Origin of the sequence: Kitasatospora albolonga (genome assembly GCF_039535905.1) — a bacterium.
Classification (GTDB): Bacteria; Actinomycetota; Actinomycetes; order Streptomycetales; family Streptomycetaceae; genus Kitasatospora; species Kitasatospora albolonga.
Window position 1 is genome coordinate 1 of the sequence record NZ_BAAAYB010000080.1, and the last position, 26,427, is coordinate 26,427.

Annotated in this window: 21 protein-coding genes and 6 pseudogenes; 15 read left to right on the forward strand and 12 right to left on the reverse strand. The window is 74.2% G+C overall.

Features of this window, described 5'->3' with window-relative positions:
• Positions 1–683: pseudogene (locus ABD946_RS19160) on the reverse strand (hypothetical protein); the annotation flags it as partial.
• Between the two features lie 198 nt (positions 684–881).
• On the opposite strand from ABD946_RS19160, the gene ABD946_RS19165 reads away from it, so the two are divergent.
• Positions 882–1,130 (forward strand): hypothetical protein, encoded by a 249-nt coding sequence (locus tag ABD946_RS19165; protein WP_345285164.1) that lies wholly within the window; start codon positions 882–884, stop codon positions 1,128–1,130.
• A gap of 318 nt (positions 1,131–1,448) precedes the next feature.
• Here the strand turns inward: ABD946_RS19165 and ABD946_RS19170 are convergent, their stop codons facing one another.
• On the reverse strand, positions 1,449–2,090 hold the full coding sequence (locus tag ABD946_RS19170) for an NUDIX domain-containing protein (protein WP_345285166.1): 642 nt from the start codon (positions 2,088–2,090) through the stop codon (positions 1,449–1,451).
• Positions 2,091–2,181: 91 nt separating this feature from the next.
• Positions 2,182–2,970, reverse strand: a pseudogene (gene pyrG, locus ABD946_RS19175) (CTP synthase); the annotation flags it as partial.
• 11 nt (positions 2,971–2,981) lie between these two features.
• On the opposite strand from pyrG, the pseudogene ABD946_RS19180 reads away from it, so the two are divergent.
• From ABD946_RS19180 to ABD946_RS19225, 10 genes and pseudogenes are all read left to right on the forward strand, one after another.
• A pseudogene (locus tag ABD946_RS19180) lies at positions 2,982–3,745 on the forward strand (glutamine amidotransferase-related protein); the annotation flags it as partial.
• A gap of 91 nt (positions 3,746–3,836) precedes the next feature.
• Positions 3,837–4,477: pseudogene (locus tag ABD946_RS19185) on the forward strand (NUDIX domain-containing protein).
• Positions 4,478–4,852: 375 nt separating this feature from the next.
• Complete coding sequence (locus ABD946_RS19190) at positions 4,853–6,889, forward strand: AAA family ATPase (protein ID WP_345285168.1); 2,037 nt, start codon at positions 4,853–4,855, stop codon at positions 6,887–6,889.
• Between the two features lie 241 nt (positions 6,890–7,130).
• Positions 7,131–8,246, forward strand: coding sequence for an alanine dehydrogenase (gene ald, locus ABD946_RS19195; protein ID WP_345285169.1), 1,116 nt, complete (start codon positions 7,131–7,133; stop codon positions 8,244–8,246).
• 354 nt (positions 8,247–8,600) lie between these two features.
• Positions 8,601–9,695: a ParA family protein gene (locus tag ABD946_RS19200; protein ID WP_345285170.1), complete on the forward strand. Its 1,095-nt coding sequence runs from the start codon at positions 8,601–8,603 to the stop codon at positions 9,693–9,695.
• 41 nt (positions 9,696–9,736) lie between these two features.
• The gene (locus ABD946_RS19205) at positions 9,737–10,171 is read left to right on the forward strand and encodes a hypothetical protein (protein WP_345285172.1); all 435 of its coding nucleotides are present in this window, start codon (positions 9,737–9,739) and stop codon (positions 10,169–10,171) included.
• Positions 10,172–10,225: 54 nt separating this feature from the next.
• Positions 10,226–11,068 carry a segregation and condensation protein A gene (locus tag ABD946_RS19210; protein WP_345285174.1) on the forward strand — a complete coding sequence of 281 codons (843 nt, stop codon included), beginning with the start codon at positions 10,226–10,228 and terminating at the stop codon, positions 11,066–11,068.
• Between the two features lie 266 nt (positions 11,069–11,334).
• A complete protein-coding gene (scpB, locus tag ABD946_RS19215; protein ID WP_345285197.1) occupies positions 11,335–11,925 on the forward strand; it encodes an SMC-Scp complex subunit ScpB in 591 nt (196 codons plus the stop codon).
• 54 nt (positions 11,926–11,979) lie between these two features.
• Complete coding sequence (locus ABD946_RS19220) at positions 11,980–13,284, forward strand: pseudouridine synthase (RefSeq protein ID WP_345285176.1); 1,305 nt, start codon at positions 11,980–11,982, stop codon at positions 13,282–13,284.
• 220 nt (positions 13,285–13,504) lie between these two features.
• A complete protein-coding gene (locus ABD946_RS19225; RefSeq protein ID WP_345285178.1) occupies positions 13,505–14,485 on the forward strand; it encodes a helix-turn-helix domain-containing protein in 981 nt (326 codons plus the stop codon).
• Between the two features lie 166 nt (positions 14,486–14,651).
• On the opposite strand, the gene ABD946_RS19230 is transcribed toward ABD946_RS19225, so the two are convergent.
• From ABD946_RS19230 to ABD946_RS19245, 4 genes and pseudogenes are all read right to left on the reverse strand, one after another.
• Positions 14,652–15,014, reverse strand: coding sequence for a DUF952 domain-containing protein (locus ABD946_RS19230; protein WP_345285179.1), 363 nt, complete (start codon positions 15,012–15,014; stop codon positions 14,652–14,654).
• 83 nt (positions 15,015–15,097) lie between these two features.
• Positions 15,098–16,642, reverse strand: a complete 1,545-nt coding sequence (locus ABD946_RS19235) for a DUF4139 domain-containing protein (protein ID WP_345285181.1) — start codon at positions 16,640–16,642, stop codon at positions 15,098–15,100.
• A 4-nt stretch (positions 16,643–16,646) separates the two neighbouring features.
• Complete coding sequence (locus tag ABD946_RS19240; protein WP_345285199.1) at positions 16,647–17,600, reverse strand: DUF4139 domain-containing protein; 954 nt, start codon at positions 17,598–17,600, stop codon at positions 16,647–16,649.
• Positions 17,601–17,877: 277 nt separating this feature from the next.
• A pseudogene (locus ABD946_RS19245) lies at positions 17,878–19,140 on the reverse strand (DUF4139 domain-containing protein); the annotation flags it as partial.
• On the opposite strand from ABD946_RS19245, the gene ABD946_RS19250 reads away from it, so the two are divergent.
• Positions 19,063–20,148, forward strand: coding sequence for a prephenate dehydrogenase (locus tag ABD946_RS19250; protein ID WP_345285183.1), 1,086 nt, complete (start codon positions 19,063–19,065; stop codon positions 20,146–20,148). The pseudogene ABD946_RS19245 and the gene ABD946_RS19250 overlap by 78 nt on opposite strands.
• A gap of 46 nt (positions 20,149–20,194) precedes the next feature.
• On the opposite strand, the gene ABD946_RS19255 is transcribed toward ABD946_RS19250, so the two are convergent.
• The 3 genes and pseudogenes from ABD946_RS19255 to ABD946_RS19265 all read right to left on the reverse strand — a co-directional run.
• Positions 20,195–21,451, reverse strand: coding sequence for a hypothetical protein (locus tag ABD946_RS19255; protein WP_345285185.1), 1,257 nt, complete (start codon positions 21,449–21,451; stop codon positions 20,195–20,197).
• A gap of 18 nt (positions 21,452–21,469) precedes the next feature.
• Positions 21,470–21,787, reverse strand: coding sequence for a M23 family metallopeptidase (locus ABD946_RS19260; protein ID WP_345285201.1), 318 nt, complete (start codon positions 21,785–21,787; stop codon positions 21,470–21,472).
• An 81-nt stretch (positions 21,788–21,868) separates the two neighbouring features.
• Positions 21,869–22,108, reverse strand: a pseudogene (locus tag ABD946_RS19265) (peptidoglycan-binding protein); the annotation flags it as partial.
• Between the two features lie 366 nt (positions 22,109–22,474).
• Here ABD946_RS19265 and ABD946_RS19270 point away from each other — a divergent pair.
• A complete protein-coding gene (locus ABD946_RS19270; RefSeq protein WP_345285187.1) occupies positions 22,475–23,227 on the forward strand; it encodes a DUF7134 domain-containing protein in 753 nt (250 codons plus the stop codon).
• 86 nt (positions 23,228–23,313) lie between these two features.
• On the opposite strand, the gene ABD946_RS19275 is transcribed toward ABD946_RS19270, so the two are convergent.
• Positions 23,314–23,877, reverse strand: a complete 564-nt coding sequence (locus ABD946_RS19275; protein WP_345285189.1) for a TetR/AcrR family transcriptional regulator — start codon at positions 23,875–23,877, stop codon at positions 23,314–23,316.
• A 132-nt stretch (positions 23,878–24,009) separates the two neighbouring features.
• On the opposite strand from ABD946_RS19275, the gene ABD946_RS19280 reads away from it, so the two are divergent.
• Positions 24,010–24,879 (forward strand): alpha/beta fold hydrolase, encoded by an 870-nt coding sequence (locus tag ABD946_RS19280; protein WP_345285191.1) that lies wholly within the window; start codon positions 24,010–24,012, stop codon positions 24,877–24,879.
• A gap of 136 nt (positions 24,880–25,015) precedes the next feature.
• Entirely contained in the window at positions 25,016–25,519 is a 504-nt protein-coding gene (locus ABD946_RS19285) for an HPP family protein (protein WP_345285193.1), read from the forward strand.
• A gap of 134 nt (positions 25,520–25,653) precedes the next feature.
• Here the strand turns inward: ABD946_RS19285 and purN are convergent, their stop codons facing one another.
• Positions 25,654–26,238, reverse strand: a complete 585-nt coding sequence (gene purN / locus ABD946_RS19290; protein WP_345285195.1) for a phosphoribosylglycinamide formyltransferase — start codon at positions 26,236–26,238, stop codon at positions 25,654–25,656.
• Between the last annotated feature and the right edge of the window lie 189 nt (positions 26,239–26,427).

Sequence of the window (26,427 nt, forward strand, 5' to 3'; positions counted from 1 at the left end):
CGCAGGTCCGCCTGCTGCGCGGGGGCCAGCGTGAGCATCCGCAGCATCCGGGCCTGCGGGGCCGGCAGCGCGCGGTACGTCAGCAGGAAGGCGGCGTCCAACGGATCGCTCTCCGGCACCGGCACCGGCTCCGCCGCGTCCGGATCCAGCACCGGCCGCTCCGCCTCGGGCACCTTCTGCCCCTTCGGCCCCTCCCCCTTCGACGGGCCGACGCCCTGCGGGCTGCCGGTCGGCTTGGCCGGGGCCCGCTTCCCGCTCCGCTGCTCCTTCTCCCGGCGGCGGCCCTCGGCCGTCAGATCGGTCAGCCCGGCCGCCGCGGCGTCGGTCAGCGCCCGGGTGGCCTCCGTCACGGCCGCCTTGGGCAGGGCCCGCAGCCAGCCCCCCATCAGCCGCAGCGCGGTCGGCCGCGCCGCACAGGCCTCCGCCAGCCGGGCCGCCGCCACCGGGTCGGCCGCCACCCGGTTGCTCCCGGCCAGCGCGCTCAGCAACTCCACCGAGGCCCGTGCCCCGAGCCCGCCGAGGATCACCGGGTCGATCCCCTCGATCCCCGTCAACGGCCCCGCCGTGGTCGCCACCACCAGGGCCAGCGGCGCCTCCGCCAGCAGCGGCCACAGCTGCCCGGCGTCCCGGACGTCGTCCAGCACCAGCAGCGTCCGGCGCCCCGCCACCGCCTCCCGCAGCACCCGGCAGGCCGGGCCGTCCCCGGCCTCCGCCTCGGCCCGCTCGGGCAGCTCGGGCCGGCGGCTCCTTGCCCAGCTGCTCCAACAGCTCCCGCGCCGCCGCCTCGGACGCCACCCGGCGCCCGTCCGGCGCCGACAGCCGCGCGAACGCCACCCCGTCCGGGTACTCCGCCGCCACCGAGGCGGCGAACCTGACGGCCAGTGAACTCCGCCCCGACCCCGGCCGCCCCCGCCACCACCAGCACCGGACAGAGCCCCGCCACCACCCCGCCGCGGCCCGCCTCCAACGCCGCCAGCTCGGCCCGCCGCCCCACGAACAGCTCCGGCCCCGACGGCAGCCGGCCCGTCCCCACCTCCGGCCGCACCTCCACCGTCGCCGTCTTCCTCGCCACCCGCGCCACTCCCGACCGTCAGCCGACAGACCCCGGCCGGGCCCTGCGGCGAGCGTAATTCGCCCGCAGGCCCGCACCTGCCCGCGACACCAGTACTACGAACCACCGAATCACCCACCCGGCGCAGGCAAGCATCGAGCGCCCCGCAGGGGCGCGAGGAACTGCGCGCAGGGGAACGGCGGCACGTGCAACCGGCTGACGGCGGTTCAGTTGTCGTTGGGCCGCCTTCCGACTCGCGCAGTTCCTCGCGCCCCCGGGGTCACCACGTGCGTTCGACGCGCCTGGTCGGTCCGCCGTGATGCCCCAGTACGCGACCTGCCAGGGCTCGCCGTCGCGCGCTGGTGACCGCCACCGACAGGGCCCGCGGGCGGAGACGTCAGACGAACGGCCGCGCCGGCCACGGCGAGTCCGCCGCCCGCAGCGCGTCGACGCCGCCCGTGGTCAGGGCCGCGTGCAGCGCCAGCGTGCCCGCCATCAGCGTCGGGTTGTGCAGCTCACCGGCCAGTACCAGCCGCAGCAGGTCCGCGAGGGGCACCCGCTGGACCTCGATCTCCAGCTCCTCGCCGTGCGCGGCGAAGCGGTCGCCGTCCGCCGCCGACAGGCCGGTCGCCAGGAAGAGCCGCAGCGCCTCGTCCGTCCCGCCCGGCGAGGTGTAGAAGTCGACCAGGACCTTCCACTCCGCCGCCTTGCAGTGGGCCTCCTCGAAGAGCTCCCGCTGGGCGGCGTGCAGCGGGTTCTCCCCCGGCACGTCGAGCAGCCCGGCCGGGAGCTCCCACAACCGCTGCCGGACCGGGTGCCGGTACTGACGGAGGATCAGCACCCGCTGCTCCTCGTCCACCGCGAGCACCGCCACCGACCCGGGGTGGACCTGGTAGTCGCGCCGGGCGTAGCTGCCGTCCGGCATCAGGACCTCGTCCGTCCGCACCCCGGTGACCCGCCCCCGGAACGGCTCCGAGCTGGACCGCACGGTCCACTCCTCGGCCTCGTCCCGGATCTCCCACTGCTGAGTCTCAGTCATGCCACTCCCCTTCTCGTCACTCAGACATTAACCCACACGCGAACGGCGGCCGTGCGAAACGCACGACCGCCGTCCGTGAACCTCCCGCGAACTACTCCGCGTCGGTCTTGATCTTGATGGCCGCGGCCACCAGACCCGCGAAGAGCGGGTGCGGGCGGGTCGGGCGGGACTTCAGCTCCGGGTGCGCCTGGGTGGCGACCAGGTAGGGGTGGACCTCGCGCGGGTACTCGACGTACTCGACCAGGTCACCCTTCGGGGAGAGGCCGGAGAACTGCAGGCCGGTCTTCTCGAGGTCGGCGCGGTAGGCGTTGTTGACCTCGTAGCGGTGGCGGTGGCGCTCCTCGACGTACTGCTCGCCGCCGTAGACCTCGCGGACGATCGAGCCCTCGGCCAGCTTGGCCGGGTAGAGGCCCAGACGCATGGTGCCGCCCAGGTCGCCCTTGCCGTCGACGATCGCCAGCTGCTCGGCCATGGTGGAGACGACCGGGTACTTGGCGGCCGCGTCGAACTCGGTGGAGTTGGCGTCCGGCAGGCCGGCCAGGTTCCGCGCCGCCTCGATGACCACGCACTGCAGGCCCAGGCACAGGCCCAGCAGCGGGATGCGGTTCTCGCGGGCGTAGGTGATGGCCGCGACCTTGCCGTCCACACCGCGGTCGCCGAAGCCACCGGGGATGCAGATCGCGTCCACGTCGCCGAGCTGCTCCTGCGCGCCCTCGGGGGTCAGGCAGTCGTCGCTGGTGACCCACTTGATCTCGACCCGCGCGTTGTTGGCGAAGCCGCCCGCGCGCAGCGCCTCGGTGACCGAGAGGTAGGCGTCCGGGAGGTCGATGTACTTGCCGACCAGCGCCACCTTGACGATGTGCTGGGGCTCGTGGACCCGGCCCTCGCATCGTCACGGTGGCGCTGGTCGGCTAAGTACATCGACCTCCCGGACGCCTACCTCTCGGTCACCGAGGCGCTGCGCGCGGGCGGCTTCGCCAACAACGCGCGGGCGAGATCAAGTGGGTCACCAGCGACGACTGCCTGACCCGAGGGCGCGCAAGGAGCAGCTCGGCGACCGTGGACGCGATCTGCATCCCCGGTGGCTTCGGCGACGCGGTGTGGACGGCAAGGTCGCGGCCATCACCTACGCGCGAGAACCGCATCCCGCTGCTGGGCCTGTGCCTGGGCCTGCATCGTGCGTGGTCATCGAGGCGGCGCGGAACCTGGCCGGCCTGCCGGACGCCAACTCCACCGAGTTCGACGCGGCCGCCAAGTACCCGGTCGTCTCCACCATGGCCGAGCAGCTGGCGATCGTCGACGGCAAGGGCGACCTGGGCGGCACCATGCGTCTGGGCCTCTACCCGGCCAAGCTGGCCGAGGGCTCGATCGTCCGCGAGGTCTACGGCGGCGAGCAGTACGTCGAGGAGCGCCACCCGCCACCGCTACGAGGTCAACAACGCCTACCGCGCCGACCTCGAGAAGACCGGCCTGCAGTTCTCCGGCCTCTCCCGAAGGGTGACCTGGTCGAGTACGTCGAGTACCCGCGCGAGGTCCACCCCTACCTGGTCGCCACCCAGGCGCACCCGGAGCTGAAGTCCCGCCCGACCCGCCCGCACCCGCTCTTCGCGGGTCTGGTGGCCGCGGCCATCAAGATCAAGACCGACGCGGAGTAGTTCGCGGGAGGTTCACGGACGGCGGTCGTGCGTTTCGCACGGCCGCCGTTCGCGTGTGGGTTAATGTCTGAGTGACGAGAAGGGGAGTGGCATGACTGAGACTCAGCAGTGGGAGATCCGGGACGAGGCCGAGGAGTGGACCGTGCGGTCCAGCTCGGAGCCGTTCCGGGGGCGGGTCACCGGGGTGCGGACGGACGAGGTCCTGATGCCGGACGGCAGCTACGCCCGGCGCGACTACCAGGTCCACCCCGGGTCGGTGGCGGTGCTCGCGGTGGACGAGGAGCAGCGGGTGCTGATCTCCGTCAGTACCGGCACCCGGTCCGGCAGCGGTTGTGGGAGCTCCCGGCCGGGCTGCTCGACGTGCCGGGGGAGAACCCGCTGCACGCCGCCCAGCGGGAGCTCTTCGAGGAGGCCCACTGCAAGGCGGCGGAGTGGAAGGTCCTGGTCGACTTCTACACCTCGCCGGGCGGGACGGACGAGGCGCTGCGGCTCTTCCTGGCGACCGGCCTGTCGGCGGCGGACGGCGACCGCTTCGCCGCGCACGGCGAGGAGCTGGAGATCGAGGTCCAGCGGGTGCCCCTCGCGGACCTGCTGCGGCTGGTACTGGCCGGTGAGCTGCACAACCCGACGCTGATGGCGGGCACGCTGGCGCTGCACGCGGCCCTGACCACGGGCGGCGTCGACGCGCTGCGGGCGGCGGACTCGCCGTGGCCGGCGCGGCCGTTCGTCTGACGTCTCCGCCCGCGGGCCCTGTCGGTGGCGGTCACCAGCGCGCGACGGCGAGCCCTGGCAGGTCGCGTACTGGGGCATCACGGCGGACCGACCAGGCGCGTCGAACGCACGTGGTGACCCCGGGGGCGCGAGGAACTGCGCGAGTCGGAAGGCGGCCCAACGACAACTGAACCGCCGTCAGCCGGTTGCACGTGCCGCCGTTCCCCTGCGCGCAGTTCCTCGCGCCCCTGCGGGGCGCTCGATGCTTGCCTGCGCCGGGTGGGTGATTCGGTGGTTCGTAGTACTGGTGTCCGGGCAGGTGCGGGCCTGCGGGCGAATTACGCTCGCCGCAGGGCCCGGCCGGGGTCTGTCGGCTGACGGTCGGGAGTGGCGCGGGTGGCGAGGAAGACGGCGACGGTGGAGGTGCGGCCGGAGGTGGGGACGGGCCGGCTGCCGTCGGGGCCGGAGCTGTTCGTGGGGCGGCGGGCCGAGCTGGCGGCGTTGGAGGCGGGCCGCGGCGGGGTGGTGGCGGGGCTCTGTCCGGTGCTGGTGGTGGCGGGGCGGCCGGGGTCGGGGCGGAGTTCACTGGCCGTCAGGTTCGCCGCCTCGGTGGCGGCGGAGTACCCGGACGGGGTGGCGTTCGCGCGGCTGTCGGCGCCGGACGGGCGCCGGGTGGCGTCCGAGGCGGCGGCGCGGGAGCTGTTGGAGCAGCTGGGCAAGGAGCCGCCGGCCGAGCTGCCCGAGCGGGCCGAGGCGGAGGCCGGGGACGGCCCGGCCTGCCGGGTGCTGCGGGAGGCGGTGGCGGGGCGCCGGACGCTGCTGGTGCTGGACGACGTCCGGGACGCCGGGCAGCTGTGGCCGCTGCTGGCGGAGGCGCCGCTGGCCCTGGTGGTGGCGACCACGGCGGGGCCGTTGACGGGGATCGAGGGGATCGACCCGGTGATCCTCGGCGGGCTCGGGGCACGGGCCTCGGTGGAGTTGCTGAGCGCGCTGGCCGGGAGCAACCGGGTGGCGGCCGACCCGGTGGCGGCGGCCCGGCTGGCGGAGGCCTGTGCGGCGCGGCCGACCGCGCTGCGGCTGATGGGGGGCTGGCTGCGGGCCCTGCCCAAGGCGGCCGTGACGGAGGCCACCCGGGCGCTGACCGACGCCGCGGCGGCCGGGCTGACCGATCTGACGGCCGAGGGCCGCCGCCGGGAGAAGGAGCAGCGGAGCGGGAAGCGGGCCCCGGCCAAGCCGACCGGCAGCCCGCAGGGCGTCGGCCCGTCGAAGGGGGAGGGGCCGAAGGGGCAGAAGGTGCCCGAGGCGGAGCGGCCGGTGCTGGATCCGGACGCGGCGGAGCCGGTGCCGGTGCCGGAGAGCGATCCGTTGGACGCCGCCTTCCTGCTGACGTACCGCGCGCTGCCGGCCCCGCAGGCCCGGATGCTGCGGATGCTCACGCTGGCCCCCGCGCAGCAGGCGGACCTGCGCACCGCTTCGGCGCTGCTGGGCTGCCCGGCACCCGAAGCGGCCGCCGTGCTGCAGAAGTTGACGGACCGTGAGCTGCTGGAGGAGGAGCCGCCGGCCGCCGACGGCACGCCGCGCTACCGGGTGCCGGGGCGGTTCCTGCCGCGGTTGGCGCGGATGCGCGAGGAGCTGGACCGGCCCTCGGAGGTGCAGCTCGCGCGGGCCCGGCTGCTGGAGCGGCTGGTGCGGCTGGTGGAGTCGGCCCGGGCCCTGCTGGACCCGGCGGCGGGCCCCGGGCCGGAGCCGCTGCCGGGGCCGCTGCGGCTGCGCGGGGCCGCGCACGCCCGGCAGTGGCTGGCCGAGGAGCGCGGGCGGCTGCTGGCGGCGGTGGCGGACGCGATCGGGCAGGCGGACCTGGACGGTTCGGCGGGGCGGTTGGTCTCCGCGCTGCTGCGCACGCTGCCGCTGACCGGCCAGGCGGCCCCGGCCGACCTGTACCGCCTGCACGGCCTGGTGCTGCGGGTGGCCGAGCGGGGCGGGGCGCCGCGCCGGGCGGCGGCCGCGCTGCTCAACCTGGGGCACCTCCAGGCGGCCGCGGGCCACTGGGAGGGCGCCGCCGAGCGGTACCAGCAGGCGCTGGGCCTGGCCCGGACGGCGGGCGACGAACCGGCCTGCGCCCGGGCCCTGGAGGGCGTGGCGGAGAGCCGCAGGGCGCTCGGGGACGCGGTGCGCGCCGCCGACTGGTACGGGCGGGCGCTGGCGCTGCGGCAGGGGCTGGGCGACCAGCCGGCCGAGGCGCGGCTGCTGGCCCGGATGGCGGAGGCGCACCTGGCGCAGCGCAGGTACGAGGAGGCCGAGCGGGAGTACCGGGCGGCCCTGGCGGTGCTGCGGCGGTTGGCCGACGAACGGGGCCTGCGGGCGGTGGGTGCGGCGCTGGAGCGGCTGCGGGAGCTGGTCGAAGCCGAGCGCCTCCATCCGTCTTCGGAGTAATGTCCGAAGCATCACATTTACCCCTGTTTGTGAGGCTCTGGCCCAGGCAAGCCTACGAATCTGCCAATGCTCCGAGCTGATTTATTCAGTTTGTAAGGCTGACGGATGCCTGGGGCTTCATTACACTCGACCTTAGTCGCGCAGTGCAGCGTGCCCCGGTGTCTTCCGGAGGCCTGGCCGTGCGCGTCTCCCGCCGGTGTTCCCCGGCCGGGTTCCACAGGCAAGAGGGACGTGTTCAGTCGTGAAGGTCGGCATCCCCCGCGAGGTCAAGAACCACGAGTACCGCGTGGCCATCACGCCCGCCGGCGTGCATGAGCTGGTCCGCAACGGACACGAGGTCGTCATCGAGAACGAGGCCGGTCTCGGCTCCTCGATCTCCAACGAGGAGTACGTGGCCGCCGGCGCCACCATCCTCCCCACCGCCGACGAGGTGTGGGCCGCCGCCGACCTGCTGCTGAAGGTCAAGGAGCCGATCGCCGAGGAGTACCACCGCCTCCGCAAGGGCCAGACCCTCTTCACCTACCTGCACCTGGCCGCCGACAAGGCCGGCACGGACGCCCTGGTCGCCTCCGGCACCACCGCGATCGCGTACGAGACCGTGCAGCTGTCCAACGGCGCGCTGCCGCTGCTCGCCCCGATGTCCGAGGTCGCGGGCCGGCTGGCCCCGCAGGTCGGCTCGTACCACCTGATGCGCCCGGCCGGCGGCCGCGGCACCCTGCCGGGCGGCGTCCCCGGCACCCACCCGGCCAAGGCCGTGGTCATCGGCGGTGGCGTCTCCGGCTGGCACGCCGCCACCATCGCGATCGGCATGGGCTACGACGTGACCCTGCTGGACCGCGACATCAACAAGCTGCGCGAGGCCGACAAGATCTTCGGCAACAAGATCAAGGCCATCGCCTCCAACGCCTACGAGCTGGAGAAGGCCGTCCTCGAGGCCGACCTGGTCATCGGCGCGGTGCTGATCCCGGGCGCCAAGGCCCCGAAGCTGGTCACCAACGAGCTGGTCTCCCGGATGAAGCCGGGCTCCGTGCTCGTCGACATCGCGATCGACCAGGGCGGCTGCTTCGAGGACTCGCGTCCGACCACCCACGCGAACCCGACCTTCGAGGTCCACAACTCGGTGTTCTACTGCGTGGCCAACATGCCGGGCGCCGTCCCGAACACCTCCACCTACGCGCTCACCAACGCGACCCTGCCCTACGTGGTCGAGCTGGCGAACCGTGGCTGGAAGGAGGCGCTGCAGCGTGACGCGGCGCTGGCCAAGGGCCTGAACGTGCACGAGGGCCAGATCACCTACGCCGCCGTGGCCGAGGCCTTCGGCCTGCCGTCGGTGTCGCTGGAGAGCGTCCTCGCCTGACGTCCCGTCAGCCCCCGGTCGGACCCGTTCCGGCCGGGGGCTTCGGCATGCCCGCGCGGCGCCGACGCCGTGAGGAGCCCGCCGACGCTCCGTCAACTCTCTTTGTCGATATTTGCGTTCCGTCGGGCGACCGTGTCAATTTGTGTGCACGACGTCACCCGACGCAGAAACGTTGGGGTCCGACGGCCGCGCAAGCCTTGACAGTGAGCGGTCGGGAGCCCGACACATCCGGCCCACAACCGTGGATTGTGTTGCTGCGAACGCCGCGGACAGCCTAGAGTCGCAAACCGTCGGCATGCTGCCACGCTGACGAATCGACAACAGTCCTGGATGCCCAAGGAGGTAAGACGACTTGTGAATGAGTCGACATTTGCTCCCGGGGGTGGTCAGCCTGGACTGGCGGAGCACTCGGTCGCCGTCCGCACCTTCGAGGCGCGCCAGAGCACCGCACCCGTCACCGCCGACGAGGCCGACCTGCTGCCGACCCACGGCCTGGCCTACGGAGACTTCGCGTACGGCTCCTACGAGGACCCGGACGCCGAGTACGAACCCGATCCGGAGTACGCCGCCACCTTGGCCCCCGACGCAGCCCGCCAGCGCCGTGAACGAGTCGGACCGACCGGGCGGCCGCTGCCGTACTTCCCGATCCCCGCGCCGCTGGCCGAGCACGGCCCCGCGCAGATCATCGCCATGTGCAACCAGAAGGGCGGCGTCGGCAAGACCACGTCGACCATCAACCTGGGCGCCGCGCTGGCCGAGTACGGCCGCCGGGTGCTGCTGGTGGACTTCGACCCGCAGGGCGCGCTCTCGGTCGGCCTCGGCGTCAACCCGATGGAGCTGGACGTCACCGTCTACAACCTGCTCATGGAGCGGGGCCTGACGGCCGACGAGGTGCTGCTGAAGACCGCCGTCCCCGGCATGGACCTGCTGCCCTCCAACATCGACCTGTCGGCCGCCGAGGTGCAGCTGGTCAGCGAGGTCGCCCGCGAGTCGGCACTGGCCCGCGCGCTCAAGCCGCTGCTGCCCGACTACGACTACGTCATCATCGACTGCCAGCCCTCGCTGGGCCTGCTCACGGTGAACGCGCTGACCGCCGCGCACAGCGTGATCGTCCCGCTGGAGTGCGAGTTCTTCGCGCTGCGCGGTGTGGCGCTGCTCACCGAGACCATCGAGAAGGTCTGCGAGCGGCTCAACCCCGACCTGCGTCTCGACGGCATCCTGGCCACCATGTACGACTCCCGCACCGTGCACAGCCGCGAGGTGCTGGCCCGGGTGGTCGAGGCCTTCGGCGACCACGTCTTCCACACCGTGATCGGACGGACCGTCAGGTTCCCCGAGACCACCGTGGCCGGCGAGCCGATCACCACCTACGCGACCAACTCGGTCGGCGCCGCCGCCTACCGCCAGCTCGCCAGGGAGGTGCTCGACCGGTGCCGCCCCGCCGAGTGAGTCTCCCGGGTGCCGACGAGCTGTTCCGGACCACCGGAGGGATGGCCCTGTCGCCCTCCCTCAACCGGCCCGAGGCACCCCGCACGGAGACCGCCCGGCCCGCCGCCGAGGAGGGCGGCGCGGCGGAGGTCCCGCCGGCCCGGCAGGAGCCCCAGCAGGCCCCGGCCGAGGGCACGGTGACCCCGCGTCAGCACGCCGAGGGGGAGGCCGCCGCGGACGCCGCCCGGCGGTCCCGCGCCCGGGGCCGCGGCACCCGCCGCCCGACCGGGCGGGAGCGGCACGACGAGAAGATCACCGTCTACGTCTCCGCCGAGGAGCTGATGGACCTGGAGCACGCCCGCCTGGTGCTCCGCGGCGAGCACGGCCTGGCCGTGGACCGCGGCCGGGTGGTCCGGGAGGCCATCTCGGTCGTCCTGGCCGACCTGGAGCAGCGCGGCGAGGCCAGCATCCTGGTCCGGCGCCTGCGCGGCCGTTAGGTTCGGAGCCGCACGCTCCCCGCTCAGCCCGCACCACACGTACGGACCCCGCCCATGCCAGCACCCGCAGGACCCGACGCCGCCGGACCGCGCGCGGGCTTCCAGGTGCGGCTGGACAACTTCGAGGGCCCGTTCGACCTGCTCCTCGGTCTGATCGCCAAGCACAAGCTCGACATCACCGAGCTGGCGCTCTCCAAGGTCACCGACGAGTTCGTGGCGCACATCCGGGCCATGGGCCCGGACTGGGACCTGGACGCGGCCACCGAGTTCCTGGTGGTGGCCGCCACCCTGCTGGACCTCAAGGCGGCCCGGCTGCTGCCCGCCGCCGAGGTGGAGGACGAGGAGGACCTGGCCCTGCTGGAGGCCAGGGACCTGCTCTTCGCCCGGCTGCTGCAGTACCGGGCCTACAAGCGGGCGGCCGGCGTGCTGGCCGACCGCTGGGCCGCCGAGCTGCACCGGCGCCCCCGCACGGTCGGCCTGGAGCCCCGGCACGCCGCCCTGCTGCCCGAGGTGGTCATCACCATCGGCCCCGAGGGCTTCGCGCGGCTGGCGGCCAGGGCCATGACCCCCAAGCCCAAGCCCGTGGTCTACGTCGACCACATCCACACCCCGCCGGTCAGCGTCCGCGAGCAGGCGGCCCTGGTGGTCGAGCTGCTCTCCGCCCTCGGCGAGGCCCGGTTCGGGCAGCTGGTCGCCGACGCCGGCGGCGACACCCTGGTGGTGGTCGCCCGCTTCCTGGCCCTGCTGGAGCTCTACCGCGAGAAGGCGGTGGACTTCGACCAGCCCGAGGCGCTGGGCGAGCTGACGGTCCGTTGGACGGCGGGGGACGGGCGCGCGATCGAGGTCACCGACGAGTTCGACCGGCCGCCGGAGCCGGACGGGAAGGAACGGCCGTGAGCGGGCAGGACGGGACCAAGGGGCCGGAGCGGCCCACCAGGCGCTCGCTGGGCGTGCCGGGGCAGATCCGGGCGGAGGAGTGGCAGCCGTCCGCCTACGAGGGTGCGGAGGCCCCTGACGAGGCCCCCGTGGCCGTGGCGGAGGCTCCCGCGGCGCTGCCCGCGCCCGCACCGGTCGCCGTGGCGGTTCCCGCGCCGGTCACCGAGGCCGCGCCCGAGGCCGCGCCGGCGGAGGACGCGGGGCCCGAGGAGGAGCGGGGCCCCGGGCTGCGGGCCGAGCTGGAGGCGGTGCTGCTGCTGGTCGACGAGCCCGCCACCGAGCAGCACCTGGCCTCCGTGCTGCGCCGCCCCCGGGCCGAGGTGGCCGCCGTCCTGCGGGAGCTGGCCGCCGAGTACACCGCCCAGGGCCGGGGCTTCGACCTGCGGTTCGTCGCCGGGGGCTGGCGCTTCTACACCCGCGCCGAGTGCTCCCCGGCGGTCGACCGGTACGTCCTGGACGGCCAGCAGGCCCGGCTCACCCAGGCCGCGCTGGAGACCCTGGCGGTGGTCGCCTACCGTCAGCCGGTGTCGCGCAGCCGGGTCTCGGCGGTCCGTGGTGTGAACTGTGACGGCGTGATGCGTACCCTGGTACAGCGAGGACTGGTGGAAGAGACCGGCTCCGAGCCCGAAACAGGTGCGATCCTGTATCGGACGACGAACTACTTCCTGGAACGGATGGGGCTGCGCGGCCTGGAGGAACTCCCGGAGCTCGCGCCCTTCCTGCCCGAGGTCGACGACGTGGAAGCGGAGTCCCTCGAAGGCACGATGATCGCGGAGGCGGTCGCCGCCGCACGCGCGGACGGCGGGGAAGTGCAGTGAGGTCGGCCGGGCACGACGAGCACTTCCAGACGGATACGACGTACGGACATTTTGATGCGTAGCAGTGGCAACGGCAGGAACAGTGGCGGCGGTGGCGGGAGCCAGGGCGGCCGGGGCGGACAGGGCGGGGGCCGGAGCGGCGGCGCCCCGCGCGGCGGGTCGGGCGGCGGCTCCTACGGGGGCGGCCGGAGCGGCGGCGGCTCCTCGTACGGCGGCGGCCGCGGCGGCAGCGGTGGCGGCTCCTACGGCGGCGGCTCGCGCGGCGGTTCGTCGGGCGGCGGCTACGGCGGCTCGCGCGGCGGTTCGTCGGGCGGCGGCTACGGCGGCGACCGGCGGGACGACCGTCGCGACGACCGCGGTGGCCGGCGGGACGAGCGGAGCGGCCAGCGCGACGAGCGTCGCCCGCTGCGTCCCGAGGAGCGCCGGTACGACCGCCCCGAGTACGGCGGCGGCCCGAACGCCACCCCCGGGCGCGGCAAGTTCGAGGCGCGTCGGCCGAGCCCGGCCCCGCGGCCGCGCCGCGAGGGTCAGCCGGCCCCGGGCGACCCGCGGCGCCAGCCGCAGCGCTCCCGGGAGCTGCAGGCCAAGATCGAGGACGCGGTGCTGGCCCGGCACGAGCAGGGCGTGACCGTCGGCGCCGAGGGCGAGCGCCTGCAGAAGGTGCTGGCGCGGGCCGGCATGGGCAGCCGCCGGGCCTGCGAGGAGCTGATCGAGCAGGGCCGGGTCGAGGTGAACGGCCAGCGGGTCACCGAGCAGGGCAAGCGCGTCGACCCGATGACGGACGAGATCAAGGTGGACGGCCTGACCGTCGCCACCCAGTCCTACCTGTTCTTCGCGCTGAACAAGCCGGTCGGCGTGGTCTCGACCATGGAGGACCCCGAGGGCCGTCAGTGCCTGGGCGACTACGTGAACAACCGGGAGACCCGGCTGTTCCACGTCGGCCGCCTGGACACCGAGACCGAGGGCATCATCCTGCTCACCAACCACGGCGAGCTGGCCCACCGCCTCACCCACCCCAAGTACGGCGTCACCAAGACCTACCTGGCCGCCATCCAGGGCCCGATCCCGCGTGACCTGGGCCAGCAGCTCAAGCGCGGCGTCGAGCTCGAGGACGGCTGGGCCCGGGTCGACGACTTCAAGGTGATCTCCAACCTCGGCAAGAACTACATGGTCGAGGTGACCCTGCACGAGGGCCGCAAGCACATCGTGCGCCGCCTGATGGCCGAGGCCGGCTTCCCGGTGGACAAGCTGGTGCGCACCCACTTCGGGCCGATCTCGCTCGGCGACCAGAAGTCCGGCTGGCTGCGCCGCCTGACCAACCCCGAGGTCGGCCAGCTGATGGCCGAGGTCGGCCTGTGACGGTCGTCCGCTAGGACCGGCAGCTCAGAGGGCCTCCCCGCCGAACGGCGGGGAGGCCCTCCGTCGTTCGGCGGGCACGGTGTGAGTATGACCGCATACGGCTTGTCAGGCCCAGCGCTCCTGGCGGAGGATGGCCAGCGGACAGCGGCGCGCCGAATGGCGGACTCGCGCCACCGGTGGGGGTGGCGGACGGGTGCCGGTGGGGGAAAGAGGGAGCAAGGTGCTGGACGCATTCGGGGTGCTGGGACTGGGCAGACCGGACGGGCAGGTCTACGCGGCCCTGGTGATCGCGCCGCAGTCGACGGCCGAGGAGGTCGCCGCCCAGTGCGGCCTGCCCCTCGACCAGTGCCACGCGGCCCTCGACCGGCTGGCCGACCAGGGCATGGTCACCCGCGCCCCGGTCGACCGGGAGCGCTACCTCGCGGTGGCCCCCGACGTCGCCATCGGCACCCTGATCGGCCACCGCGAGGCCCAGCTGCGCAGCGCCCGGGCCGAGATGCACCGCCTGATGGACGCCTTCCGGGAGGCCTCCCGGTTCACCGACCCGGCGCACTCGGTCGAGGTCCTGACGGGTGGTGAGGCGATCGCCCAGCGGCTGGAGCACCTGGTCGAGACGGCCCAGTACCAGGTCCGCGGCTTCGACTGCCCGCCGTACATCCAGGACCCGATGGCCAACCTGCCGCGGCAGCGGCAGCGGCTCAAGGCCGGGGTGCGGTTCCGCACGGTCTTCGACAAGGAGGCGGTGGCCTGGCCCGGGCGGCTGGAGAAGGAGATCCTGGTCGGCGTCGCGGACGGCGAGGAGGCCCGGGTCCGGCCGGTGCTCCCGATGAAGCTGATGATGGCCGACGACCGGATGGCGATCATCCCGATCAGCGTCGGGGACGCCGTGCTGGACGCGGCGTACGTGATCCACCCGTCGGCGCTGCTGCAGGCGCTGGACGCGCTGTTCGAGGCGGAGTGGGAGCGGGCGGTGCCGCTGCAGGCGGCGATCGGCGAGGGCGACGACGGGCTGGGGCCGGAGGAGGACCAGCGCAAGCTGCTGGGGCTGCTGGCGGCGGGGCTCACGGACGAGTCGATCGCGCGGTCGCTGGGGTGGAGCGCGCGGACCACGCAGCGGCGGTTGCAGACGCTGATGCGGCAGCTCGGCGCGACCACCCGCTTCCAGGCCGGCATGGCCGCCCGCGAACGAGGGTGGCTCTGACGGAAGTGGCTACGCCTCGGGGCGCGGGGCTCTGTTGATCTGCGGCTCCGCCGCGTGGGCGCGCGGGGGAACGGCAGCACGTGCAACTGGCTGACGGTGATTCAGTTGCAGGTGAGCCGCCTTCCGACCCGCGCAGTTCCTCGCGCCCCTGGTGTAGCCACTTTCCTCAGCTCCACGGGGTCAGGGCTGCCCAGACGCCGTTCTCGTTGCGTTCGAGCTTTTCGAGGCCGATGACGGCGGTGCGGTTGAGGCGGCCGTAGATGTGGGGGAAGAGGGTGCCGGGGGTGGCGCCCGGGGGAGGGGCGCCGTTGGGGGCCTCCCACTTGACCATGGGTTCGACCAGGCGTTCCTCGATGAGGAGGGCCATCAGGGGGTCCCGCGCGTCCTGGAAGAAGGCGTTGGCCACGGCGAGGGCGGTGGGCTCGTCCGCCGAGCAGTGGATGAAGCCGTCGGTGAGCAGGGAGGCGGCGGTGTAGGGCCGCCCGGGTTCGCGCAGCCAGTCGTCCAGGGGTGCGAGATGGTAGATCATGCCTCCAGTTCTACCGGAGTTGACGGCATTTCACCGGAGTTGAGTGGCTGTGCCCCGCCGGACCGGGCGGGGCACAGCCGGGGTCAGAGGCCGGCGACCTTGGCGGAGGCGGTGAGCTCGTAGACCAGGGTGACGGTGCGTCGGGCGCCGGGCTCCAGCGGGAGGTCCCAGCGGACGATGCCGTCGGCGTCGACCTCGTCGGGGTCGGGGACGCAGCGCTCCTTGCGGAGCCTGACCTCGACGGCGGAGACCTCGGCGACCGGGATGCGTTCGCGGAGGGTGACGGTGCGGGTGCCGTGGTCGCCGGGGGCGGAGAAGCGGGTGAGGTGGAGCCGGACGGTGCGGGTGAGGACGGTGCGGCCGGTCAGGCCGGTGGTGGCGCGGTGCTCCTCGGTCTCGCGCAGGACGCGGTAGTCGTCGGAGCTGCCGAAGGAGAGCTCGGCGGGGGCGCCGGGGGCGGTGAACTCCAGCTCGCCGCGTCCGGTGAAGCCGCCGCCGACCACCAGGTCGACCGGGCCGGCCAGCAGGGCGTGGCCGGCGGAGTTGGTGAACCGGGCCACCCGGGTGACCAGCGGGGAGAGTTCGGGGGCGCAGGCGTACTCGGTGCGGGCGGGGGCGGTGAAGGTGGTGAGCGGCACCCGGTGGGGGCGGCCGTCGGAGGGGATCCGGGCCGGGGCCGGGGCGCGGAGCACCCGGACCTCGCCGCCGTCGTCCACGCCGGGCAGGCCGTCGGCGGCCGGGCCGGTGGAGCCGATCTCCTCCTCGCGCAGCTCCACCTCGACGGTGCGGCGCTCCTCGGTGGTGCGGTCCCGCAGGGTCAGGTGGTCCTCGGTGAGCCACGGCGGGTCGCCCGCGAGGGCGGAGCGGGCGGTGGAGAGGGTGAGCCGGACCTCGGGCCAGTCCTCGCCGGTCCGCTGCCAGACCACCGCCTCGGTCTCCAGGGTGAGGCCGCCGTCCTCGCCGAGCGCGGCCCGGTAGGCGGGGCGCCAGAGCGCACAGGGCGTCAGGTGGCCGACCGTCAGTTCGGTGGGGCCGCCCGGGGTCTCCACGGTCAGTTCGAGATGGGCGAGCAGCTCGGGTTCGGGCTGCTCGGTGAGGTCCAGGGCCTGCTGGGCCTCGGTCAGCTCCAGACGGGTGGCGTCCAGGCGGATCCGGGCGTTCACCGTGCGCTCGGCGCAGTGGTCCCGTTCGGCGTCCACCCGGTCCAGCTCGCGGGCCCAGCGGACCGGCTCGCTCTCGCCCTGGCCGGCGCCCTCGGCGATCTCCCGGAGCAGGTCGGCGGCGAGCGAGTCGAGCAGGGCGGTGCGGGCGGCGAGGCGTGCGAGTTCGGCCTCCAGGGTGCTCTCCCGGCGCTGGAGCTCGTCCTCGCGGTGGCGGAGCGCGGAGTCCCGCTCGCCGGGCGGGAGCGGGGCGGGCTTGGTCCAGGCCCGGGTGATCCGGGCGTCGAGCACGGTGCCGGAGCTGAGGGCGGCGTTCAGGGTGCGGTCGACCGCGAGGGCACTGACCGGTCCGAGGCGCAGGCGCTGGACGCCCGGCGGCAGGTCGAGGGCGGTGGTGCGCTCGACCTGGGCGCGGTCCTCCAGGCAGGTGACGGCGGTGACGGGCAGGGGGATGGTGGTGGTCGTCATCGGGTCAGTTCCTCCGGTCTCCGCCGAGCAGGGTCTTTCCGGCCGGGATGCGGATCTCGTAGCCGCCGTCCAGCTCCGCGCGGCCGTGCGCGGGCAGGTCGACCCGGCGCAGCCGGGTGCTCGGCGGGTACTCCTCCGACGGTCCGTCAGGGGCCGTCCAGCCGGGCCGCTCCTGCACCTTGACGTCGGGCTCGCCGGGGACCGGCACCCGCTCGCGGACCTCGACGGTGACCGGGTGGGCCAGCCGGTTGACCAGCTCGACGTGGACCCGGTGGTCCAGCACCGTGGTCTTGGACAGGGCGCCGGTGGTGGACTCCCGCAGCTCGGTGCGGCGGGCCACCCGGACGCCCTCGGCCACGCCGAGGCCCAGGCGCCGGGTGGCGCCCGGGGCGAGGGTGGGCAGGGCGGCGGTGAGCAGGAAGTCGCCGTCCACGCTGACCTCCACCGGGCCGGCCAGCAGGGCGTGGTCGGTGGCGTTGGCCAGCAGCAGGGTCGCGTAGACGGTCTGTTCCACCGAGGGCACGCAGACGTACTCGGTGGTCAGGCCGACCGCGGCCTCGCCGACGGTGACGGTGTGCCAGGTGCCGTCCGAGGGGACGTCGACGGGCGCGGCGCAGTCGTACCGCTGGTCGAAGGAGCCGGCCGAGATCCGGGGCGGCACGCCGTAGCGGGGCAGCGCGAGGGAGGCGGCCGGGGCGGGCGTGGGCGCGGTGGAGGCGGCGGGGACCAGTTGGCCGCGGCGGTGTCCGGAGGGGCCCTGGAGGGTGAGAGCGCGGTAGTCGAGCCAGCGGGCGTCCGGGTGCGGCGCGCCCTCCGGCTCCGGCGGGGGCGCGGCCTGCGGGGCCGGGGCGCCGGGGGGGCGGCGGGGCCGCGAAGGCGGCGGGGGCGGCGGGGGCTGGCGGTGGTGAGCCGCCGTAGGCGGAGCGGGTGACGGGCCGGACCGGGCCGGACGGGGCAGCGGGAGCGGAGGGTGCGGAGGGCAGGGGTGCCGGTGGGGCGGCGCCGCCGACGGTCAGGAAGTCGGTGCTCTCGCCGCGCGGGGCGGAGGCCTGGGCACTGCCACCGGCGCGGGGCCGGCGCCGGGCGCTCGCCGCGACGGCCACCGGTGCGGTGCCGGTGCGGGGAGCGGCCGGGCGCGGGCCCGCGCTCTCGTACGCCGTGAAGAGGTCGGACAGGCCCGGCGGTACGTCGCGCCAGCCGGACGGCGGCGGGGCGCTCTGGCGGCGGCCGATCCGCAGGGAGCGAAGCCGCGGCAGGTCGGTGCGGCGCTGCAGGTCGGCGGTGGAGAGGCCGAGGCGGACGCCGGTCCAGTCCTCGCCGGTGCGCTGGGCCACCGAGGCCCGCAGCACCAGGCGTCCGGCGGAATCGCCCTGACGGTGGCTCAGCCGGTAGGAGGGCACCCAGCGGGCGCCGGGGATGCCGTACTCGAGGGTGAGGTCGACGGTGCGGGGCGCGTCGGGGTGGGTGTGGGCGAGGGTGAGGAGGGCGGTCGCGGTGGGGGTGACCGGGCCGGCGGAGGCGGCGCTGTCGGCCCGGCGCAGGCGCTGGTCGGCCTCGGTGACGGCGTGTTCGGCGAGGGCGTGCTCCTCGCGCAGGCGGGCGACGTCCTCGTGCAGCGCGGCGAGGCGCTCCTCGGTGAAGTCGGCCAGGGCCAGCCAGGACTCGGCGGGGGTGCGGCGGTGCGGCTCGTCGCGGCGGCGGGGCGGGGCGACGGGGCGCAGGGCGGTCAGCTCGGCGATCCGGGCCTCGTGGTGGTCGATCCGGGAGCGCACGGCGTCGGACTCCTCGCGGGCCCGGAGCAGGGCGCGGAGCAGCTCGGAGGTCTGCTCGGGGGAGCGCAGTTCGGCGGCGTACTCCACCCGGGCCTCCGTGACGCGCCAGCCTCCGGCGGTCACCCGGGCCCGGAGGGAGGAGGCGTCCAGCCCCACCGGCAGCCCGGTCAGCCGCACCGTCCCGTCCGGCGGAACCTCGCCGCTCGCCCGGCGGCGGCAGAGCGCCCCGGCGGCGTACACCACCACCTCGTCCAGTACCGACTCCACGCCTGCCCCTCTCGTCCTGTGGCCATGGGCTGGCCCAGTCTGCCGCGCCCTTGACGGGGTGTCAGCGGGTTTGCGGCCGACGGGCGCCGTGTGTCGTGGGACGTGGGGGAGGGACGGGCGGTTCTGGGGGCGCGGGCACCGCAGATGGTGATCCCGGGGGCGCGGGGCCCTGCTGATCGGCGGCTCCGCCGCGGGGCGCGCGGGGGGACGGCAGCACGTGCAACTGGCTCGCCTGCCCCGATCGCACGCTGGTCCGCCTTCCGTACTCGCGCAGTTCCTCGCGCCCCTGGGGCAGGGCGTTCGGCCCCGGTGCGGCGGTGGGGGCGGGGAGTGCGAGAGGATGGGCGGAACTGGAACGCGCTGTTGGGAGACGTACGAGCCATGCGCACTGTCGCCGTTGTCGGCACCGGACTGATCGGCACCTCCGCGGCCCTGGCCCTCACCGGCCGTGGGCTGCACGTCTATCTGGAGGACGCCGACCCGGATGCGGCGCGGACGGCCGCCTCGCTGGGCGCGGGCACCACCGAGGTGCCGGACGGGCCGGTGGACCTGGCGGTGATCGCGGTGCCGCCCGCGCTGGTGGGGAAGGCGCTGGCGGAGTGTCAGCAGCGCGGGCTGGCGCGGTGGTACACGGACGTGGCGAGCGTGAAGAGCGGGCCGCGGGCGGAGGTGACCGCGCTCGGCTGTGACACCAAGCACTACATCGGTGGTCACCCGATGGCCGGGCGCGAGCGGTCGGGGCCGCTGGCGGCGCGGGCGGACCTGTTCGAGGGGCGGCCGTGGGTGCTGACGCCCACCGCCGACACCGACACCGAGACGTTGAACGCCGCGTTGGAGCTGGTCGCGCTCTGCGGGGCGATGCCGATCGTGATGGACGCCGCCGCGCACGACCGGGCGGTGGCGCTGGTCTCGCACGCGCCGCAGCTGTTCTCCTCGCTGGTCGCCGCCCGGCTGGAGCACGCGGACGAGACGGCCATAAGGCTCTCCGGGCAGGGCGTCCGGGACGTCACCCGGATCGCCGCCTCCAACCCGGCGATGTGGGTGGACATCCTGTCGGCCAACGCGGGGGTGGTCGCCGACATCCTGGAGGAGCTGGCGGTGGACCTCGGCGACACGGTGACCGCGCTGCGGGCCATGCAGGCCGCGGACGAGGGCGAGCGGCAGGCCGGGGCGGCCGGGATCGAGGCCGTGATGCGGCGCGGCAACTCCGGTCAGGCCCGCATCCCCGGCAAGCACGGTGCGCCGCCCACCCGCTACGAGACCGTCGCGGTGGTCCTCGGCGACCAGCCGGGCGAGCTCGGCCGGCTGTTCGGCGAGGTCGGCGCGCTCGGGGTGAACATCGAGGACGTGGCGATCGAGCACTCCTCCGGTCAGCAGGTCGGCTTCGTCCAGCTCTCGGTCGCCCCGGCGGAGGCCAAGCGCCTCACCGTGGCGCTCCGTCAGCAGGGCTGGAGCGTACGGGACTAGGCCCCGGTCCGGCGGGGCCGCCGGGCCGGGGGCGGGGGTCTCCGGGTCAGGCGCCGGCTCGGAAGCCGTGCAGGTCGGCGAGTTTGCCGAGGGTGGTCAGGTCGGGGTGGCCGGTGGCGCCGGGGCCGGTGAGGCCGCAGCGCTGCTGCCACTTCGCGTAGGCCTCGAGGGTCAGGGTGCCCCAGGAGCCGTCCGCGAAGGCGGGGGTCAGCAGGCCCTCGCCGACCAGGGCCTGCTCGACCAGCAGGACCTGCGGCCAGCTGTACGAGCGGTGGCCGGTCGGGGCCGGTACGTCGGCGGCGATGGCGTGCTCCAGCTGGCCGGCGTACACCCAGGGGCGGGGGTCCGGGGTGCCGGGGGTGGCGCCGCCGGTGGGGGCAGGCAGGTCGAGGTACGTCCCGGTGGCGCGGCCGCCCCACCGGGGGTCCGCGGAGATCCGGCCCTCGGGGAAGGGCGGGCAGCCGTAGCCGTACACCCGGACGTCCCGGCGCGGGATCGGGCCCCGCAGGTAGACGCCGTTGCCCTGGCTGGAGCCGGTGGCGTTGGTGTTGCCGCCGACCGTCCAGATGTTGTCGGAGTTGAACTTGTACACCCGCTCGATGTGCGAGCCGCCGGCTCCCCAGCGTTCGCCCGCCGTGCCGTAGAAGACCTCGGCGCCGACCATCGGGTACTCGGACCACCACTTCCGGTCCGGGTGCTTGTAGTAGTTCACCCCGTCCGGGCAGAAGGCGGAGAGCAGGCAGTAGCTCTCCAGCCCGGCCTTCCAGGTGCCCCAGGACTGGAAGATGTAGCACCACTCGCTGTTCTGCCACCAGGCCGGTGCCTTGCCGGCGTCGATCATCTCCTGGGCGTACTTGGTGTGGTTGTCGGAGCCCTCGCGGTAGCCCTCCTCGGCCATCAGCAGGTCCAGGCAGCGCCGCACGGCGGAGCCCGTCACGGGGTCCGGATCGTGGTGGTCGGGCAGGTGCGCCTTGTAGGCCCCGCCGGTGAACGTCGACCAGGGGCCGAAGCCGCCGGCCTCGGCATGGATCGCCTTGGCGGTCTTGGCGTTGTAGGTGGGGGAGCTGAGCGCGGACTCCACCCGGAGGTTGTCCGGGAAGCCGAAGTCCTGGGGCCTGCGGAGCGATCTGATCTGGAAGAGGCCGATGCTCGGCCCCCACTTGGCGTCCTGTAGGTCGACGTCGCCCACGGCGTCCGGATTGCCGCTGGACTCGGCCAGCGCGACGGCCGCCGCGATCTCGACGTCCTCGCCGCCGAAGCCCGCTCCCCGGGCCAGTTCACAGAGTTGGGAGAAGGTCAGCACCGTACTCACCGTGCCCTTTCACCAGGTGGGGGATACGTCGGAGCCGAAGCCGCCCCCGGCGGGGCGCCTCTCGAAGTGGAGGTGGGGCCCGGTGGCGTTGCCGGTGGATCCGACCCGGCCGACCGCCTGTCCGGCGCCCACGTCCTGCCCGCCGCCGACCTCCCGGGAGGAGAGGTGGCAGTACCAGTAGTCGGAGCCGCCGGTCCGCAGCACCAGGAAGTGCCCGAAGCTGTCGTCGTCGCCGACCCGGTCGATCGAACCGCCGCGCACCGCGACGCAGGTGGTGCCCTCGGCGGCGGCGTAGTCCGCTCCGGTGTGCCGGCCGAGGCTCCACATCGGCCCGGTCTTGTTGTAGGCGGTGGTCACGCCGTGGCCGGGCACCGGGGACCCGACCCTGCCGCCGTCGGGCACGCCGTCGACCGCCGGGACCCGGAGGTCGTCCCAGGACCGTTGGCCGGGGATGCCGTCCGCGTCGGGGCCTGCGAAGCCGAGCTTCTGCTGCCAGGCGGCGTAGGACCGGCGGTCGACGTCGGTCCACTCGGGTCCCGGCCCCACCTGGTACCGCCCGCATCCCTCCGCCACCAGCCGGTGGCCCATCGCGGTGATGACCGGGCTGTGCTGTCCGTCGTGGAAGAACCCCGCACCGGGGAATGGCTGAGTAGGCATGGCGCCTCCTCGGAAAAGGTCTCGAACGGGCGCGCGCTCCGTCAGGACGCAGCCCTCTCCCTGGGCACCCGACGCGAAGCGGTCAGGCCCGTCCTGCGCGGCAGAGCCAGTCCCGCGCCGCTGCTACGGGCTGGGCCGCACACGATCAGTCAACCACCGGGGCACCGGGGAAGGAAGACCTGCACGACCCGTTCGGCGAAATGGCGTGCAGGTGACAGGAATTGGGGGCCCGGTGGTGATCTGACGGCAGTTCAGTGGTGGCGGAGCGTGACGGGGGGCCGGGTACCTCCGGAGGAGGAGGGGGGCTCGGTCCGGCGGCTGACGCGGGGTCAGGGGGCGGCTGCGTAGCGTGGGGGCGTGTACCGACTCCACCTGTGGTTCCTCCGGCACCCCGTGGTCGGCGACGCGCTCTGGGCGCTGGTCCTGCTGCTGCTGGGCCTGCGGGAGACCGTCGCCGCGCCGGGGCCGGACGGCCTGCCGCAGTGCGGCGGCCTGGCGCTGGGGACGGTGTTCGCCGGGCTGGTGCTGCTGCGCCGCCGGTACCCGGACGCGGTGACCTCGGCGGTGGTGCTCCTCGGGGCCGGCACGGTGGCGGCCGGGGCGCCGCTGCGGTGGCCGGACCTGGGTTTCCTGGTGCTGCTCCGGTGGGCGGCGTTCCGGGGGTCGGTGCGGGCGGCGCGGATCGCCCTGGCGGCGGCCGTGCTGGCGGGGCCGGCGCTGGTGCTGCGGGCAGTGGCCGTGGACGGGCCGGTGTACGTCACCTTCGGGGAGCTGTCGGTGGTGGCGGGGATCTGCTCGCTGCCGTTCGTGCTGGCCTGGGGCGCGGGGGTGTGGGCACGGGCGCGACGGGCGGTGGCGGTGGACCTGACGGACCGGGCGCGGCGGGCCCGGGAGGACCTGGCCAGGACGGCGGTGCGGGCCCGGATGGCGGCGGAGCTGCACGACGTGATCGCGCACGACCTGACGGCGATGACCGTGCAGGCCGGGGCGGCGGGCCACGTCCTGCCCGCGCACCCGGGGCTCGCCGGCGAGGCGGCCCGGGGCGTGGGGGAGCTGGGGCGCAGGGTGCTCGCGGAACTGGACCGCCTGGAGCGGGTGCTGCGGGCCTGAGGGTTCGAGGGGCCTGCGAGGGTCCTTCGGGGGCTTGCGAGGGCGTGAGGGTGTGAGGGTTCGGGCGCTCCGGGGGTGACGGTCCGTCAGGGCCGGGGCAGTGCGGCGTCCAGGAGCGTCTCGGCGGCGGCGCGGGCCTGGCCGGCGGTCTCGGGGGTGCCCATGATGCCGGCGGTGGCCATGGCGCCGTTGGCCAGGATGGCCAGCTGGTCGGCGAGGAGCGGCGGGCCGCCGGCGGCCGAGACCAGGACCCGGAAGTGGTTGTTGAGGCTCTGCTTGTGGGCCCGGGCGAGCTCGGTGACCTCGCCGGAGACCCCGCCGAGCTCCCCGAACGAGTTGATGAAGTTGCAGCCGCGGAAGGTGGGCTGGGCGAACCACTCGGCGAGGTGGTCGAAGACGTCGAGGATCCGCTCGCGGGGGCTGGCGCCGGGCCTCGCGTGGGTCAGGATCGCCTCGTCGGAGGCCGCGCTCCGGCGGCGCAGCACGGCGGCGACCAGGTCGTCCTTGGACGGGAAGAGCTGGTAGAGGCGCTTCAGCGACACGCCGGAGGCGGTCCGGATGGCGTCCATCCCGACGGACTGCACACCCCGTTCGTTGAACAGTGCCTCGGCGCTGTCGAGCACTCGGAGTTCGGCTGTCTCGGCGTCCATGAGTGATCTCCCCTTGCATCGAGAACGAAGGTTCTCTACTGTATACCTCGGAAGGGAGAACGTTGGTTCTCCTGCACCAGCAGGAGAACGTTGGTTCTCAACTCTTGTTCACTTTTTATCAAGGAGCCCGTCATGACCGTCTTCGCCACCCGGTACCGAACCGCCTCGGTCGAGGGGTTGGAGATCGCTTACCGAGAGGCCGGTGACCCGACCAAGCCCACCCTGGTTCTGCTGCACGGCTTCCCGTCCAGTTCGCACATGTTCCGCAACTTGATCGCAGACCTTGCCGACGAGTACCACCTGATCGCCCCCGACCATGTCGGGTTCGGCCGTTCGGCCACCCCCGCCGTCGAGGACTTCGAGTACAGCTTCGAGCGGCTCGCCCAACTGACCCTGGGGCTGCTCGACCAGCTCGGCCTGGAGAAGTTCTTCCTCTACATCCACGACTACGGCGCCCCGATCGGCCTGCGGATCGCCAGCCGCAACCCCGAGCGGGTGGCCGGTCTGATCGTGCAGAGCGGCAACGCCTACATGGCCGGCTTCACCCCCTTCTGGAAGGTGCTCTTCGACCACGCGGCCGACCGGCCGACCTACGAGCCCGAGGTGCGCAAGCTGCTCACCCTCGAGTCCACCGAGTGGCAGTACACCCACGGCGTGCCGGCCGACCGCCTGGAGCGGATCGCCCCCGAGGCGTGGCTGCTCGACCAGGCGGGGATGGATCGGCCGGGCAACAAGGAGGTGCAGCTCCAGCTTTTCTGGGACTACCAGTTCAACGTCGGCGAGTACCCCGCGTTCCAGGAGTACTTCCGCACGCACCGGCCCCCGATGCTGATCACCTGGGGCAAGAACGACGAGATCTTCGGCGAGGCCGGTGCCGTCGCCTACACCGACGACCTGCCGGACGCCGAGCTCCACCTGCTCGACGCGGGGCACTTCGCCCTGGAGAGCCACGGGCCCGAGATCGCCGCACTGATCCGGGACTTCCTCGGCCGCACCGCCTGACCCCGACGCACGGCCCGACCCCGGCGCACCGCCCGTCCCCGAGGCGGCGCCCGACCTGACGTACCGCCAGCAGGCGGGCCACCGACCGGCGTACCGTCCGTCCCGTATGCCTTGCCGCTCCCGAGGAGGAGTTCCGATGTCCGAGTCCACGGCCACCAGGCCACCCGTGTCCCTGCTCCGCGTCCTCGCCGGCCGGCGGGCCGCGTTCACCGCCGGAGGCGTGGCGCTCGGCTCCGTGCTCCTGCTGGCGGTCTTCCAGCAGCTGACCGACCTGCACGTGTTCGCCATCCCCTACATCGCCACCGCCGCCGTCCTGGCGCTGGCGCCCGGTGCTCCGCTGGCGACGCCGCGGGCGGTGCTGATCTCGTACCCGGTGTCGGTGCTGGTCGCGCTGGCCGTGACCGAGCTGTTCGGGCACTCGCACTACTCGACCGGGGTGGCGGTGGCGCTCACCGTCCTGGCGCTGGCGCTGCTCAAGGCTCCGCACGTTCCGGCGGTGGCGGCGGCGGCGTTCGTCGGGCTGCAGTCGCCGGGTGCCTGGTACCTGATCGACCCGATGGTGCCGGGTGTGTTGCTGGTGCTGGCGGTGCCGCTGCTGGTGAGCCTGCTGAAGATCGGCTACAAGTACCCGGCGGGCTGAGCGCGCGCGTGACGTGGAGGAAGGCCCCGCCGGTTCGCCGGCGGGGCCTTCTGGTATCTCCGATGAGAGAGGGAGGGGAGCGTGGAGAAGGGAAGCGGCGGGGGAGGGTGCGGCAGTGAGGGGCTGACGGGTGGTCAGGTGGCGGCGAGGTGGCGGACGGTGGCGGGGAGGAGGGTGTGTTCGGCGGTGAGGACGCGGGCGGCCAGGGTGTCCGGGGTGTCGTCGGGGAGGACCGGGACTTCCTGACGGGCGATCACCGGGCCCTCGTCGTACTCGGCCGTCACGTGGTGGACCGAGGCGCCGGAGACGGTGTCCCCCGCGGCGAGGACGGCCGCGTGGACGTGGGTGCCGTGCATGCCGGGGCCGCCGTGGCGGGGGAGCAGGGAGGGGTGGACGTTGACGATCCGGCCCTCGTACGCGGCGAGCACCGCCGGGCCGATCTTGCGGAGGTAGCCGGCCGTCACGACCAGGTCGGCGCCGTGCAGGCGGAGGGCGTCCAGCAGGGTCCGGTCGAGCTGCTCGGGGTCCGGGTGGGTGCGGCCGGAGAGGTGCAGGGCCGGGATGCCGAGTTCGCGGGCGTGGGCGAGGGCGCCCGAGCCGCTGTTGTTGCTGATCACCAGGGCGACGGCGTACCCGGAGCCCGGGAGCGGGGCGTCGGCGGTGAGGGCCCGGAGGTTGGAGCCGGCGTGGGAGGCGAGGACGGCGACCTTGAACGTCATGGGGGCGATCATGGCAGCCGGGCGGCGGCCGGTGCGGGCCGGTTACCGGTCGGCGGGGGTGAGGAGCAGGGTGACCGGAGTGGGGTCCAGCGCCTGTCCAGATCAGCTAAGAGCCGATCCGGGCTGCGGGGTGAGCGTCGTTGGGGGAAAGGAGGGGCCATAGGTCACAAAAGGAGGGGGTCGTGAGTG